Annotated in this window: 11 protein-coding genes; 3 read left to right on the top strand and 8 right to left on the bottom strand. The window is 63.1% G+C overall.

Features of this window, described 5'->3' with window-relative positions:
• Positions 1 to 2: 2 nt before the first annotated feature.
• From KCG88_RS09955 to KCG88_RS09930, 6 genes are read right to left on the bottom strand one after another with little or no spacing between them, the layout of a single operon-like run.
• Entirely contained in the window at positions 3 to 1,334 is a 1,332-nt protein-coding gene (locus tag KCG88_RS09955) for a DUF58 domain-containing protein (RefSeq protein ID WP_210712309.1), read from the bottom strand.
• A 13-nt stretch (positions 1,335 to 1,347) separates the two neighbouring features.
• On the bottom strand, positions 1,348 to 2,373 hold the full coding sequence (locus tag KCG88_RS09950) for a MoxR family ATPase (protein WP_210712308.1): 1,026 nt from the start codon (positions 2,371 to 2,373) through the stop codon (positions 1,348 to 1,350).
• A complete protein-coding gene (locus KCG88_RS09945; RefSeq protein WP_210712307.1) occupies positions 2,370 to 3,533 on the bottom strand; it encodes a DUF4350 domain-containing protein in 1,164 nt (387 codons plus the stop codon). The genes KCG88_RS09950 and KCG88_RS09945 overlap by 4 nt, the downstream gene beginning before the upstream one ends.
• Positions 3,530 to 5,080 carry a DUF4129 domain-containing protein gene (locus KCG88_RS09940; protein ID WP_210712306.1) on the bottom strand — a complete coding sequence of 517 codons (1,551 nt, stop codon included), beginning with the start codon at positions 5,078 to 5,080 and terminating at the stop codon, positions 3,530 to 3,532. The genes KCG88_RS09945 and KCG88_RS09940 overlap by 4 nt, the downstream gene beginning before the upstream one ends.
• The gene (locus KCG88_RS09935; RefSeq protein WP_011063044.1) at positions 5,067 to 6,047 is read right to left on the bottom strand and encodes a stage II sporulation protein M; all 981 of its coding nucleotides are present in this window, start codon (positions 6,045 to 6,047) and stop codon (positions 5,067 to 5,069) included. The genes KCG88_RS09940 and KCG88_RS09935 overlap by 14 nt, the downstream gene beginning before the upstream one ends.
• Positions 6,044 to 6,769: an RDD family protein gene (locus tag KCG88_RS09930; protein ID WP_210712305.1), complete on the bottom strand. Its 726-nt coding sequence runs from the start codon at positions 6,767 to 6,769 to the stop codon at positions 6,044 to 6,046. Before KCG88_RS09930 ends, KCG88_RS09935 begins: the two co-directional genes overlap by 4 nt.
• Before the next feature lie 182 nt (positions 6,770 to 6,951).
• Between KCG88_RS09930 and sbcB the strand changes: the two genes are divergently transcribed.
• Positions 6,952 to 8,379, top strand: a complete 1,428-nt coding sequence (gene sbcB, locus KCG88_RS09925; RefSeq protein WP_047288788.1) for an exodeoxyribonuclease I — start codon at positions 6,952 to 6,954, stop codon at positions 8,377 to 8,379.
• A 104-nt stretch (positions 8,380 to 8,483) separates the two neighbouring features.
• On the opposite strand, the gene mvaT is transcribed toward sbcB, so the two are convergent.
• Entirely contained in the window at positions 8,484 to 8,858 is a 375-nt protein-coding gene (gene mvaT, locus KCG88_RS09920; RefSeq protein WP_011063041.1) for a histone-like nucleoid-structuring protein MvaT, read from the bottom strand.
• Positions 8,859 to 9,204: 346 nt separating this feature from the next.
• Between mvaT and purU the strand changes: the two genes are divergently transcribed.
• Both purU and KCG88_RS09910 read left to right on the top strand, forming a co-directional pair.
• Positions 9,205 to 10,053, top strand: coding sequence for a formyltetrahydrofolate deformylase (gene purU / locus KCG88_RS09915; protein WP_011063040.1), 849 nt, complete (start codon positions 9,205 to 9,207; stop codon positions 10,051 to 10,053).
• Between the two features lie 67 nt (positions 10,054 to 10,120).
• Positions 10,121 to 10,303 (top strand): hypothetical protein, encoded by a 183-nt coding sequence (locus KCG88_RS09910; protein ID WP_080965467.1) that lies wholly within the window; start codon positions 10,121 to 10,123, stop codon positions 10,301 to 10,303.
• A 40-nt stretch (positions 10,304 to 10,343) separates the two neighbouring features.
• On the opposite strand, the gene KCG88_RS09905 is transcribed toward KCG88_RS09910, so the two are convergent.
• On the bottom strand, positions 10,344 to 12,233 hold the full coding sequence (locus KCG88_RS09905) for a methyl-accepting chemotaxis protein (protein WP_047337651.1): 1,890 nt from the start codon (positions 12,231 to 12,233) through the stop codon (positions 10,344 to 10,346).
• Positions 12,234 to 12,366 lie beyond the last annotated feature (133 nt).

Here is a 12,366-nt window from a genome sequence, read left to right as displayed (position 1 = left end):
GGCTACAGGCTGCCGGCTTTCTTCCAGTTCAGATAGCGGCTGACCAGTTCGGCCCCCAGTTCTCCCGGACGGGCATCGAGCAGGGCGACGCCGTGGGCGCTCAGGCGTTCGTGCAGCTCGGCGCGGCTGTTCAGGTAGTTCACCGTCGCGCTGTAGGCCAGGGCTTCGGGCAGGGTTTGCACCGGGCTCTGGCGCAACTGGTCAAGCACCTCTTCGCGCAGGCTGGCCACCAGCACCCGATGCTGACGGCCGATGCGCTTGACCGCCGTCAGCAGTTCCTGGTCATCCTCGTCCCGCAGATTGGTAATCAGCACCACCAGTGCCCGGCGTTTCTGCCGGGCCAGCAGCTCGCTGGCGGCGGCCTGGTAATCGGCGGGGCGCTGGCTGGTGTCCAGGTCATAGACGCCATTGAGCAGCACGCTCAACTGGGCCGAGCCCTTGACCGGTGCAAGGTAGCGCGAGCGTTCCCCGGCAAAGCTGTACAGGCCCACCGCATCGCCCTGGCGCAGGGCGACATAGCTCAGCAGCAGACAGGCGTTGAGGGCGTGGTCGAAGTGCGCCAGCTCGCCATCCTGGCTGCGCATGCGGCGCCCGCAGTCGAGCATGAAGATGATCTGTTGGTCGCGTTCGTCCTGGTACTCCCGGACGATGGGCGCGCGTTGGCGGGCCGTGGCCTTCCAGTCGATCTGTCGCAGGCTGTCGCCTTCGCGAAACTCCCGCAGTTGGTTGAACTCCAGGCCCAGGCCGCGGCGTTGCCGCTGGCGCACACCGAGTTGGCTGAGCCAGTTGTCCACCGCCAGCAATTGCGCGCCGTAGAGGCGGGCGAAGTCCGGGTAGACCCGGGTGCTGTCGTGCACCTTGAGCAGGCGCCTGGCGCTCCATAGTCCGAGAGGGCTGGGCAGGCTGATTTCGCACTGGTCGAAATTGAAGTGGCCGCGCTGCAGTGGGCGCACGTTATAGCCGATCCGGCTGACCTGCCCCGGCTCCAGGCGGGTGGACTGCGGCAGGTACTCGAAGCCCAGGCCCTGGGGCGGGTGGTCGAACAGCTGCACATCCAGAGGTTGCCGGTAGTCGTGCAGGATCTCCAGTTGCACTTCGCTCCAGCGGCCCAGGGGCAGGCTGCCGGGTAGCTGGCGCTGGATCTGCGGCGAGGCCACGCGCAGCAGGCGCAGGGCGTCCAGCGATGCCAGCAGCAACAACGCCAGCAGCAGGCCCCAGGCAATCGAGTCCAGGCGCGGCAGGGCCTCGCTGCCCAGGGCGCGGGCGGCGCCGAGCAAGGTGTACAGGCCGGTCAAAGTCCCCAGCCAGATCAACAGCAGACGGGTCGGCTTCATTGGCGTGGGCGGCTCACAGGCGCGGTGCCGGAATCTGTTCGAGCATCTGCTTGAGCACCTGTTCCACCGACAGGCCTTCGATGTCCAGCTCCGGGGCGACCCGCACCCGATGCCGCAGCACGGCCATGGCGCAGCCCTTGATGTCATCGGGAATCACGAATTCGCCGCCACGCAGCAGGGCTCGGGCACGAGCGCCGCGTACCAGGGCAATGGAGGCGCGGGGGCCGGCGCCCAGGGTCAGGCCTGGCCAACTGCGGGTGGCCCGGGCCAGGCGCACGGCATAATCGAGCACCTGCTCGTCCAGAGGCAGTTCGCTGGCGATGCGCTGCAGGGCCAGTACGTCCTTGGCCTGGAGGACGGTGCGCAGAGGCTGTACGTCGAGCATGTCGGCGCGGGTCGAGCGTGTCACCTGGCGGACCATGGTCAGTTCTTGTTCGGCATCCGGGTAATCCATGCGCAGCTTGAGCATGAAGCGATCCAGCTCGGCCTCCGGCAGCGGGTAGGTGCCTTCCTGTTCGATGGGGTTCTGGGTAGCCAGGACCATGAACGGCTGGGCGATGGGCAGCGCTCGGCCTTCGAGGGTGACCTGCCGTTCCTGCATGGCTTCCAGCAGGGCGGCCTGGGTCTTGGCCGGCGCGCGGTTGATCTCGTCCGCCAGCAGCAGGTTGGTGAACAGCGGGCCCTTGCGCAGCTTGAACTGCTCGGTCTGCAGGTCGTATACCGCATGCCCGGTGACGTCGCTCGGCATCAGGTCGGGGGTGAACTGGATGCGCGCGAACTCGCCGCCAAAGCAGCGGGCCAGGGCTCGTACCAGCAAGGTCTTGCCGAGCCCGGGTACGCCTTCGAGCAGCACATGGCCGCCAGCGATCAGAGCGGTCAGCACGTCATCGATGACCGCTTCCTGGCCGATCACCGCCTTCTGCAGTTCCAGGCGCACCGCCTGAGCCAGCTGGCTGGCCCGCTGGCGCTGCTGGGCAGCATGGACCTGAGGCTGTGGGGCCTCGGAAGGCTCGAGGGTTTCGATCGGTTGTTCGCTCATAGGGCATTCCTGAGAGTTTGCAGGCGGGCGACCTGGTGGCTGAAATCAACGCTGGAAAGGCGCTGTCCGGACAAGGGTTGCAGGGCCTGTCGAATGGCCTCGACAGGTTGTTGGCTGAGCAGGGCCAGCACGTCCCACTGGGCCTCGGCCGGCAATTGCTCGAAGCCTGGGTGGCGGCGCCGTGCACGGCGCCGGATATCCAGTTGCAGGGCCTGCAGCAACGCAGCCTGGCCGGCATGGCGCAGCAGGAAGTCGGCGCTGGCCCGCAGGTGTTCGCGCAGTTGGCGCCGGGCCTTGGGGGCAGGAGCCAGCAACGGCCCGTGGCGCACGCCGGCCTGCCAGAGCCACAGGCCGAGCAGCAGGGCCAGGGCAACCAGCGCCTGGGGGAAATAGCGCCAGAGCAACTGCCAGAGGTCTGGGTGATCGGTGTTGAACAGCAGCGTCACGGCGCTATCGGTATTGAGGTACCACAGCAACCAGGCGTTGTCGTACAGACCGATGGCCGGGGCTTTCCAGATATCGGCATCGGTGAGCACGATGACCGTGCCTTTGCCGTATTCAAGCTGGATCATGTGGGTTGCCACGCCGCTGTTGGCCCAGGACTGCGCCAGGCTTTGCGGGTCGTCCAGGTGAAAGTCGGTGTCGAAACTGATGTAGGCCGGAGCCTGTTCGTCTTCCAGGTAGACCTTGGTCAGCTTCGGATAGGCATCGTCGGCTTCCGGCTCCGGTGGCTCGTCAAGGTACTGGCTGAGCTGCTGGTGGATCTGCACCCGGTCCAGCAGCAGGTCGCCGCTCTTCTGGCTGTCTTCGTCCCACAGGGCTTCGGCGACGAAGAGCAGGCGGCCGCCGGCGCGGGCCCACTCCAGAAGCTGGTCGACCTGGGGCGGGCTCATGTTCGAGCGCTCCCCCAGCAGCAACAGGCTGTTGCCGGCCGGGGGCAAACTGGCCAGGACGTCCAGGCTATTGGCGTGTTGTACCTTGAGGCCACGTTCGCGCAGGAACATCTCGGCCGCCAGGTAGGGGTTGGCCCGGGCTTCGGGGGAAGGGCCGTGATCGACCATTTCCTGATAGGGCGTGGCATGGCGATACAGGTAATAGCCGCCGGCCCCGAGCACCAGAGCCAGGAGCAGGACCAGGCCGCCCCACAGGTAGCGCTTCATGGCTGTGCTCCGGGGCCGAACAGGCTGCGCCAGGCACCGCACAGTTGTGGTTGCAGGTCGGCGCCGGGGACCTGATGACCGTACGCCATGTTCTGCCAGTGGCGGGTCAGGCTGATGCTGAAGGCCTCCAATTGTGGCTGCTGCAGCGCCTTGATGCGCTCCAGCACCTGGCCTTCGGTATCGGCCACGCTGAGGGGCAGGTGGTAGTCTTCCAGCAAGCGGCTGAGCAGCGCCCGGTATAGCAGGCCCAGGGCTTCCCGGGGTTGGCTGGCCCAGAGTTCAGCGGCGCGCGCGGCGACATCGGCGGGCAGGGTTTCGCTGCTGACCTCCAGCCCGAAGAGTTGCTGGGGCATGGCCGCGGGGCGTTTCTTGCGCGGCAGCGGACGACGGCTGACGAAGGCCTGCAGCCAATCGCGGTAGCGCCAGATCAGCCAGCCCAGAGCCGCCAGCAGCAACCCCCAGAGCAGAATCTCCAGGCCCTGGGCGACCCCGCCGAAACGGTCCTTGCCCAGGCTTTCCAGCAGGTTCTTGAGCCAGCCTGGAGGCTTGCCCTTGGCGTCCTTCTTCTGGGCTTGTTCGTCACCGAAACGGTAGCGGGTGACCGACTCCTGGTTCTTGAAAGGGGGCTTGTCCAGGATGGCCTGGATGCTGTCCCTGGAGGCCTTGCTGGTCAGCGGCTGCTGCAGCAGCCGCGGGGTCTCGGGGCCCGCCGCGGAACTGCTGGGGGCGGCGGCCCAGAGCGGTTGGGTCGGGGCCAGGAACAGCAGGCCGGCGAGCAAGAGCAGCGTGCTGGCACCGGTCAGGCGCTGGCGCAGGCGACGGAACACCAGCTCGATGTCCCAGGCCTCCAGCTCGGTGCGTCGGTTCAGGTACAGGCTGAAACCGCAGGCCACGTAGATCGGCTCCCAGATCACCAGGACCAGGGCGTAGAAGACGTTGGTCAGGTGTTCCAGCCATAGCCAGTCCTGTTGGGCGGCGATCATCAGGCTCTGCCAGCTCCAGTCCACTTCGACCTGTTGTGGCAGCAGCAGGTAGAACAGCACCATCAGGCCAATCCACAAGGCGCCCTCCAGGTGCATGCCAATCAGGGTCAACCAGCGCGCGGCACCGGCATTTTTCTGTAGCAGCACCGCCAGGCGTTGTTGCCGGGCATCGGCGCTCAGGCCTTCAAGTTGTACCACCGGCAGGGTGAAGCTGCGGCTCATGCTCAAGCGGCGCCAGGTCAGGCTGGCCAGCAGTTGCGGCTTGAGCAGGCGAGGCCATTGTTTCAGCGCTTGCCCCAGGCTGGGTGTTTCGCCGAACAGGGCTTTAGACAGAATAAACAGCGGCAGGCGTTCGAAGGCCGGCTTCAGCCACCAGAACAGCAGGATCGCCAGCGACGGCGATTCCCAGAGCAGCAGGCTCAGCAGGGCGAACACTGGCAGGCTGACGATGGCCCAACTGGTCATCAGCAAGCGCCGATGACGCTGGCTCAGTAGCACGCCCAGGTCCATGGCCTCCCAGGCGCTGCGGGGGCGGATCACCACGCTGGCATCACTCAGGCGCATGGGATTCACGTCCGGCCAGGGTCAGGTAGGCCGCCACCAGGCCCCAAAGGGCACTGCCGACGCTGTATTTGACCCAGGCGGCCGGCCAGGTCATGGAGGACCAGTAGGCTTCGACAAAGGCGGCGATCAGCAAGAAGCCGATGACGCCGTAGATCAGTTGCACGCTGACGCGTGCGGCTTGCAGCAGGGCTTCGCCGCGGGTCAGGCGGCCCGGCGCGATCAATGCCCAGCCAAGTTTCAGCCCGGCGGCGCCAGACAGGGCGATGGCGCTGAGTTCAAAGGCGCCGTGGCCGATCACGAACGGCCAGAAGGTCTGGCCGAAGCCGATCTGGGTCAGGTGGCCGGCAATGGCGCCGATCATCAGGCCGTTGAAAAACAGGAAGAACACACTGCCCACGCCGAACAGCAGGCCGCTGGCGAAGGTCTGAAAGGCGATCCCGATGTTGTGCATGATGTAGTAGCCGAACATCACCCAGTCTTCGCTCGAGGCCCGTTCGGCGGCCCGCCCCAGGCGCCCGGCGGTAGGGTCGTACATGCCTTGCATCTCGCTGACTTGCTGCGGGCTCACCAGGCTGTAGATCAGGTCGGGAAACAGGTACACCAGCACCCCGATGGCCAGCAGGCTGCCGAAGAACAGCAGGCTGGCCAGCAGCACCAGGCGCCATTCCTGACGCACCAGACGGGGGAAACCGGCCAGCACGAAACTCAACAGATTGGCCCCGAAGGCGCTGCGCTGTCGGTACAGCTGCTGGTGGCCACGCAGGGCCAGCTGTTGCAGCGGATCGATCAGGTAGCTGCTATAGCCGCGTTCTTCGGCCAGGGCCAGATGCTGGCACAGGCGCCGGTAGTCCTGGACGAAGCTCTGGCATTCCTCGGCTTTGGCCCGGCCATGTTCCAGACGCTCGAGCAACTGCTCGAACTGCTGCCATTGCGCCTGGTGGCGGTGTTCGAAAAGGCTTTGTTTCATGGGGTTCCCAGGAAGCCGCGGGCAATGCCATTGAGTTCGGCCGTGGCCTGGGCACTGGGTACATGCAGCGGTTGCGCGAGGATGCTGGCCAGTTCCCGGGTACGCTCGGCCGACAGCTGGCCCTGGCGCTCGACAAAGCCGAGGATCGCCCGTTGCTCATTTAGGCTCAGGGCGAAGGGCGCAGTGCGGGGGACGGCTGGCGGCAGTTCGGGGCGTTTGACCGGCTGCTCGCGGTAGATCACCAGGGTGCCGGCGGCCAGATCGCCGAGGCGTTTGAAGGTCGGATGCTGCAGGCAACTGATGGCGCCGAGGAAATAGCCGAAAGGCAGCATGTCGGCGAAGCGCAGCAGGTTGCGGGTCAGGGAGGCGCTCCAGCCAATCGGGGTGCCGTCATCCTGCACCACTCGCAACCCCATCAGTTGCTTGCCGGGGGAGCGGCCCTGGTTCAGCACCTCGAACAGCACCATGTACCACCAACTGATGAGGAACAGCAGGATCGAGCCGAGGCCGACGCCGACTTCGTCGAAAAAGCCCAGGATGATGAACAGCAGGCCCAGCACCAGCCCGCGGATGCCCAGGTCGAGACTGAAGGCCAGGGTGCGCACCAGCAACCCCGCAGGCCGCAGCGGCAGGTCGATGCCCTCGGGGGTTTCGACTTGGTAGCGCGTATCCAGTGGCGGGTGCAGCGATGCGTTCCTTGGCGTTGCTGTCGTCTCAAGCATGGGTAACTTATCGGCTTGGTCTGGTAAAAAATCCAGCGCCGATGCTAGCAGTGTCTGAGGGGCAAACGACATCATTAACTAAGAATTCGCCAAGTCCAATGACTTCGCCCCGGTTCGTGCGGCTGGCCCTGACGGCGCCTGAACGCCTAGACTGCGGCGGTCTTTCAGTTCAGGAACAGGCCGTGACTTCCCTCTTTTGGTACGACTACGAAACCACCGGCATCAATCCGCGTTGTGATCGCCCGTTGCAAGTGGCCGGTATCCGCACCGACCTGGCACTCAACGAGATCGACGAGCCGGTCAACCTCTACTGCCAGCCCAGCGACGATATCCTGCCCCATCCGATGGCTTGCATGATCACTGGCATCACCCCTGGCCGTCTGGCCGAGCAAGGCCTGGGCGAGGCGGATTTCATGACCCGGGTGCACGGGCAACTGGCGCGCCCCGGGACCTGTGGCGTGGGTTACAACACCCTGCGTTTCGACGATGAGATGACCCGCTACAGCCTGTACCGCAACTTCTTCGATCCCTACGCCCGGGAGTGGCAGGGCGGCAACAGCCGTTGGGACCTGATAGACGTGGTGCGCACGGCTTATGCGTTGCGCCCCCAGGGGATCGTCTGGCCCGAGGAGCAGGGGCAGGTAAGCCTCAAGCTGGAGCGCCTGACAGCAGCCAACGGCATCGACCACGGCCAGGCCCATGACGCGCTGTCCGATGTCCGGGCGACCATCGCTCTGGCGCGATTGGTTCGCGACAAACAGCCCAGGCTCTATGACTGGCTGTTCCAGTTGCGCAGCAAGCAGCGGGTGATGGATCAGGTCCGCCTGTTGCAACCCATGGTGCACATCTCCGGGCGCTTTTCTGCGGCGCGCCACTACATCGGCGTGGTCCTGCCCCTGGCCTGGCATCCACGCAATCGCAATGCCTTGATTGCCTGCGACCTGCACCTGGACCCTCAGGGGCTGTTGGAGTTGGACGCCGAAACCCTGCGCCAGCGTTTGTACACGCGCCGGGAAGATCTGCTCGAGGGCGAGTTGCCGGTGCCGTTGAAACTCATCCATATCAATCGCTGCCCGGTCGTGGCGCCATTGAGTGTTCTGCGCAGTGAAGATCAACAGCGGCTGCACTTGGACATGGAGCTATATCAGCGTCGGGCTGTGGCCTTGAGCGAAGCTCAAGAAGTTTGGCGGGATAAACTTTCGGTGATTTATGGCCCGGATGAATTCGCTGCAAGCGATGACCCGGAGCAACAGTTGTACGACGGTTTTATTGGTGACCGTGACCGGCGTTTGTGTGAGCAAGTACGTGAGGCTGATCCGCTGCACTTGGCCCAGCAACAATGGCCATTCGATGATGAGCGCCTGCCGGAATTACTCTTTCGCTACCGTGCCCGCAACTTTCCAGAAACATTGAACAACGCCGAGCAAGAACGTTGGCTGGTTTTTTGTCAGCAGCGTTTGCTTGATCCGCAACTCGGTGCTCCCAATACCCTGGAAAGTTTCCGGCAAGGGCTTGAGCAATCGCTGTTAAGTGCGGACCCAGGGCAGCGCCAGGTTCTGGATCAATGGCAGGAATATGTGCAGGCCCTGACTCGGCGCCTGGCTCTTTGAGCTGCGGCCCCGGTCCTTGAACGGGTTGCCAGGGCATAAAAAAACGCCAGCATGCTGGCGTTTTCTCTGTAGGGCTGCAAAGCCCGGGCGCTCAACGGCGAGGCTTAGCCCAGCAGGGTGGCCCAGCCTTCTACCACGTCGCCGCCCCACTTGGCTTTCCACTCTTTCAGAGTCTTGTGGTTGCCACCTTTGGTTTCGATGACTTCGCCGTTGTGCGGGTTCTTGTACTGTTTAACTTTACGGGCGCGCTTGGTGCCGGTGGTTTTAACCGCGGCGCGAGGTGCTTTAACTTTCGAGTCCGGATCCAGCAGGGCGATGATGTCGCGCAGGGATTTGGAGTACTCGCCCATCAGGCTGCGCAGTTTGCCTTCGAACTCCAGTTCGGCTTTCAGTTTGTCGTCTTGGGACAGGTTCTTCAAACGCGCTTGCAGTTCTTTGATGGCTTCTTCAGTGGCACGGTATTCGTTGATCAGGGACATGAGGACTACCTTATTGAGCGCTGAGTGGCTGGGTGACAGTGTTGCAATAATAGTCAGGGAGTTTGAGCAAGTAAACATAATAACGCTGTTTTATTCGTCTCTCTTAGTGTGTTTAGGCGTAAAAGTCATTTCACTATTTAATAGGTTGATGCATTCGGGCCGGTTATTCACAAACTAGTTGAGCGCTATTTACAAGTGACGTTACGGCGTCTGGAGTAGTGGCCGATAAGCCGGGCCGCAGGGGCCCTTGGTGATCTGCCCGGAGTGCTGGATGCAATGGATACTGCAGTTTTGTCGCGCAATCGCTAGAATGGCGACCTTTGCGAAGTTCTGGAGTTTCCCCCTCATGCGCACCTTTCGGTTGGTGATTTCTTGCCCTGACCGCGTTGGCATCGTTGCCAAAGTCAGTAACTTTCTAGCCTCCCATAACGGTTGGATCACCGAAGCGAGCCACCACTCGGACAATCTCAGTGGCTGGTTTTTCATGCGCCACGAGATTCGTGCCGACTCACTGCCCTTTGGCCTGGAGGCTTTTCGCGAGGCCTTTGCGCCGATCGCCGAAGAGTTCTCGATGGACTGGCGCATTACCGATACCGCTGAGAAAAAGCGCGTGGTACTGATGGCCAGCCGCGAATCCCACTGCCTGGCAGACTTGCTGCACCGCTGGCACAGCGATGAGCTGGATTGCCAGATCGCCTGCGTGATTTCCAACCACGATGATCTGCGCAGTATGGTCGAGTGGCACGGCATTCCTTATTACCACGTGCCGGTCAACCCGCAGGACAAGGAGCCGGCCTTCGCCGAGGTGTCGCGCCTGGTCAAGCAGCACGACGCCGAAGTGGTGGTGCTGGCGCGTTACATGCAGATCCTGCCGCCGGAGCTGTGCAGCGAGTACGCGCACAAGGTGATCAACATCCACCACAGCTTCCTGCCATCCTTTGTCGGTGCCAAGCCTTACCATCAGGCCTCGCTGCGCGGTGTGAAGCTGATCGGCGCAACCTGCCATTACGTCACCGAGGAACTGGACGCCGGTCCGATCATCGAGCAGGACGTGGTGCGGGTCAGCCACAGCGACAGCATCGAGGACATGGTGCGTTTCGGTCGTGACGTGGAGAAAATGGTCCTGGCCCGCGGCCTGCGCTACCACCTGGAAGACCGCGTGCTGGTGCACGGCAACAAGACCGTGGTGTTCTGATTGAAAAAAAAACCAGGAGCGGGGGTTCAATACCCCGGTCCTGGTTTGCACTCACGAGGTCAGCCCGATGACCGATCCACTGGATAAAGCCACGTCCCAGGCACCCGCCACCCTCGGCGAAGGTTGCCTGAGCCGTTATGACCCCGATGAGTTGAGCCCTGACGACGGCACCGATTTTCCCGATGCCGCGCAGTTGTGGGAGCAATTGCAGCAGGAGCCGCAGACGCCATCCCGGCCCAAGCCTGCTTGAGCCTGCCGCCGGCTAGCCGGCGACAGGGCATTGGGCGCTTTCAGATCCTGAAACTGCCCACCAGTTGCTTCAAGCGTGCTGCCTGCTGTTCCAGGTCGGAGCAGGCCCGCAAGGTGGCCTGGAGGTTTTCCACGCCTTCCTGATTCAGCGTATTGATCTCGGTAATGTCCATGTTGATGGACTCCACCACCGAGGTCTGCTCCTCGGTCGCCGTAGCCACTGACTGGTTCATGCCATCAATCTCGCCTATGCGCTGGGTCACGCTGTTGAGTCGCTCCCCGGCCTGGTTGGCGATTTCCACACTGTCCTGGCTGTGGCGCTGGCTGTTGCTCATGGTGCTCACCGATTCGCGGGCGCCCACTTGCAACTCCTCGATCATGCCCTGCACTTGCTGCGCCGACTCCTGGGTGCGGTGCGCCAGGTTGCGCACTTCATCGGCAACCACGGCAAAGCCGCGTCCCGCCTCGCCGGCCCGGGCCGCTTCGATGGCCGCGTTGAGCGCCAGCAGGTTGGTCTGCTGGGAAATGCTGGTGATCACCTCGAGGATCTGCCCGATGTTCACGGTCTTGCTGTTGAGGGTTTCGATGTTGCTGCTGGAGGCACTGATCATGTCCGACAGCTGGTTCATCGCCTGGATGCTGCGATCCACCACTTGCTGGCCGTCTTCGGCGAGGTTGCGCGCATCGCTGGCCTGTTGCGACGCCTGGGCGGCATTGCGGGCGATTTCCTGGGCGGCGGCCCCGAGCTGATTGATGGCGGCGGCCACGCTGTTGGTACGGCTGGCCTGTTCGTCGGAGTTGAGCATCGACGAGTTGGAGGCGCTGACCACGCGCAGGGCGACTTCGTTGACGTGCTCGGTGGCCGAGGACACTTCGCGGATCGAGCCGTGGATGCGTTCGACGAAACGGTTGAAGGCAGTGCCGAGGATGCCGAACTCGTCCTGGTTATGGATGTTCAGGCGTCGGGTCAGGTCGCCTTCGCCATCGGCGATGTCCTGCATGGCCCGGGTCATCACGTGCAGCGGCTGCATCAGCAGGCGGATCAGCAGGCCCAGCAGGGCAATGGTCAGGGCCACGGCCGTCAGGGTGGCGATGATCGCCGAGGTGCGGAACTCGCTGAGCATGGCGAAAGCCTTGTTCTTGTCCACGGACAGGCCGATGTACCAGTTCACCGAGGACAGGCCCTTGATCTGGGTGAAGGTGACGATGCGCGGCTTGCCGTCGACAGTGATCTCGCTGAGCTCACTGCTGATCTTCGGTGTGTCCTGGGGGTAGACGTCCTTGAGGGTCTTCATCACCAGATTCTTGTCCGGGTGCACCAGGATCTTGCCGTCGGCGCTGATCAGGAAGGCGTAGCCCATGCCGCCGAAGTCCAGAGCGTTGATGCTGTCGGTGATTGCTTGCAGGCTCAGGTCGCCGCCGACCACACCGATCCTCTGGCCGGCCTTGATCACGCTGTCGACGATGGAGATCACCAGTTGGCCGGACGCCAGGTCGATATAGGGTTCGGTCAGGGCCGAGCCGTTGCTGTTCTCGGCACTCTTGTACCAGGGGCGGGCGCGAGGATCGTAGCCGTCCGGCATCTTGCTGTTGGGACGGATGATGAAGGTGCCGTCATTGTTGCCCAGGTAGGCTCCCATGAAGGTCGAGCTGACGGATTTCTGTTCCAGCAGGTTGCTGACATTCGCAGGGTCCGTGTTGAGGGCCACCGACTGGGAGATGTTCTCGATCAGCAGGGCGCGACCGGCGAGCCAGGTCTGAATATTTTTTGCCGTGACGTCGCCCATTTCCTGAAGATAGTTGTCCAGATCCTCACGAATGGCGTTGCGTTGCAGGTAATCGTTGTAGAGCGTGAATAGTGCAAATGCAGCTATGACGATCAGCGAGGCGGCAAGCAGGATCTTGTGGCTGAAGCGCAGATTTTTGTTCATGGCTTGGGGGTCCGCTAAGGTCTTTGAGTCCAGGGCATCGGTTTGGAAAAACGCACAGAAGGGCGGTGTTATAAGTAAGCTGATATCTCCATCTATCCCACGGGAATTACCTGACCTTTATTTCAGATACTTC

It is taken from the genome of Pseudomonas sp. MWU349, assembly GCF_017947325.1.
GTDB lineage: Bacteria > Pseudomonadota > Gammaproteobacteria > Pseudomonadales > Pseudomonadaceae > Aquipseudomonas > Aquipseudomonas protegens.
This window is presented reverse-complemented; position numbering and strand designations above follow the sequence as displayed.

Bases quoted from the DNA above. Each gene is read 5' to 3' on its own strand.
- KCG88_RS09950 (WP_210712308.1), bottom strand. From the start codon at position 2,373: ATGAGCGAACAACCGATCGAAACCCTCGAGCCTTCCGAGGCCCCACAG.
- purU (WP_011063040.1), top strand. From the start codon at position 9,205: ATGCGCACCTTTCGGTTGGTGATTTCTTGCCCTGACCGCGTTGGCATC.
- KCG88_RS09905 (WP_047337651.1), bottom strand. From the start codon at position 12,233: ATGAACAAAAATCTGCGCTTCAGCCACAAGATCCTGCTTGCCGCCTCG.
- KCG88_RS09935 (WP_011063044.1), bottom strand. From the start codon at position 6,047: ATGAAACAAAGCCTTTTCGAACACCGCCACCAGGCGCAATGGCAGCAG.
- KCG88_RS09910 (WP_080965467.1), top strand. From the start codon at position 10,121: ATGACCGATCCACTGGATAAAGCCACGTCCCAGGCACCCGCCACCCTC.
- KCG88_RS09955 (WP_210712309.1), bottom strand. From the start codon at position 1,334: ATGAAGCCGACCCGTCTGCTGTTGATCTGGCTGGGGACTTTGACCGGC.
- KCG88_RS09940 (WP_210712306.1), bottom strand. From the start codon at position 5,080: ATGCGCCTGAGTGATGCCAGCGTGGTGATCCGCCCCCGCAGCGCCTGG.
- KCG88_RS09945 (WP_210712307.1), bottom strand. From the start codon at position 3,533: ATGAAGCGCTACCTGTGGGGCGGCCTGGTCCTGCTCCTGGCTCTGGTG.
- KCG88_RS09930 (WP_210712305.1), bottom strand. From the start codon at position 6,769: ATGCTTGAGACGACAGCAACGCCAAGGAACGCATCGCTGCACCCGCCA.
- mvaT (WP_011063041.1), bottom strand. From the start codon at position 8,858: ATGTCCCTGATCAACGAATACCGTGCCACTGAAGAAGCCATCAAAGAA.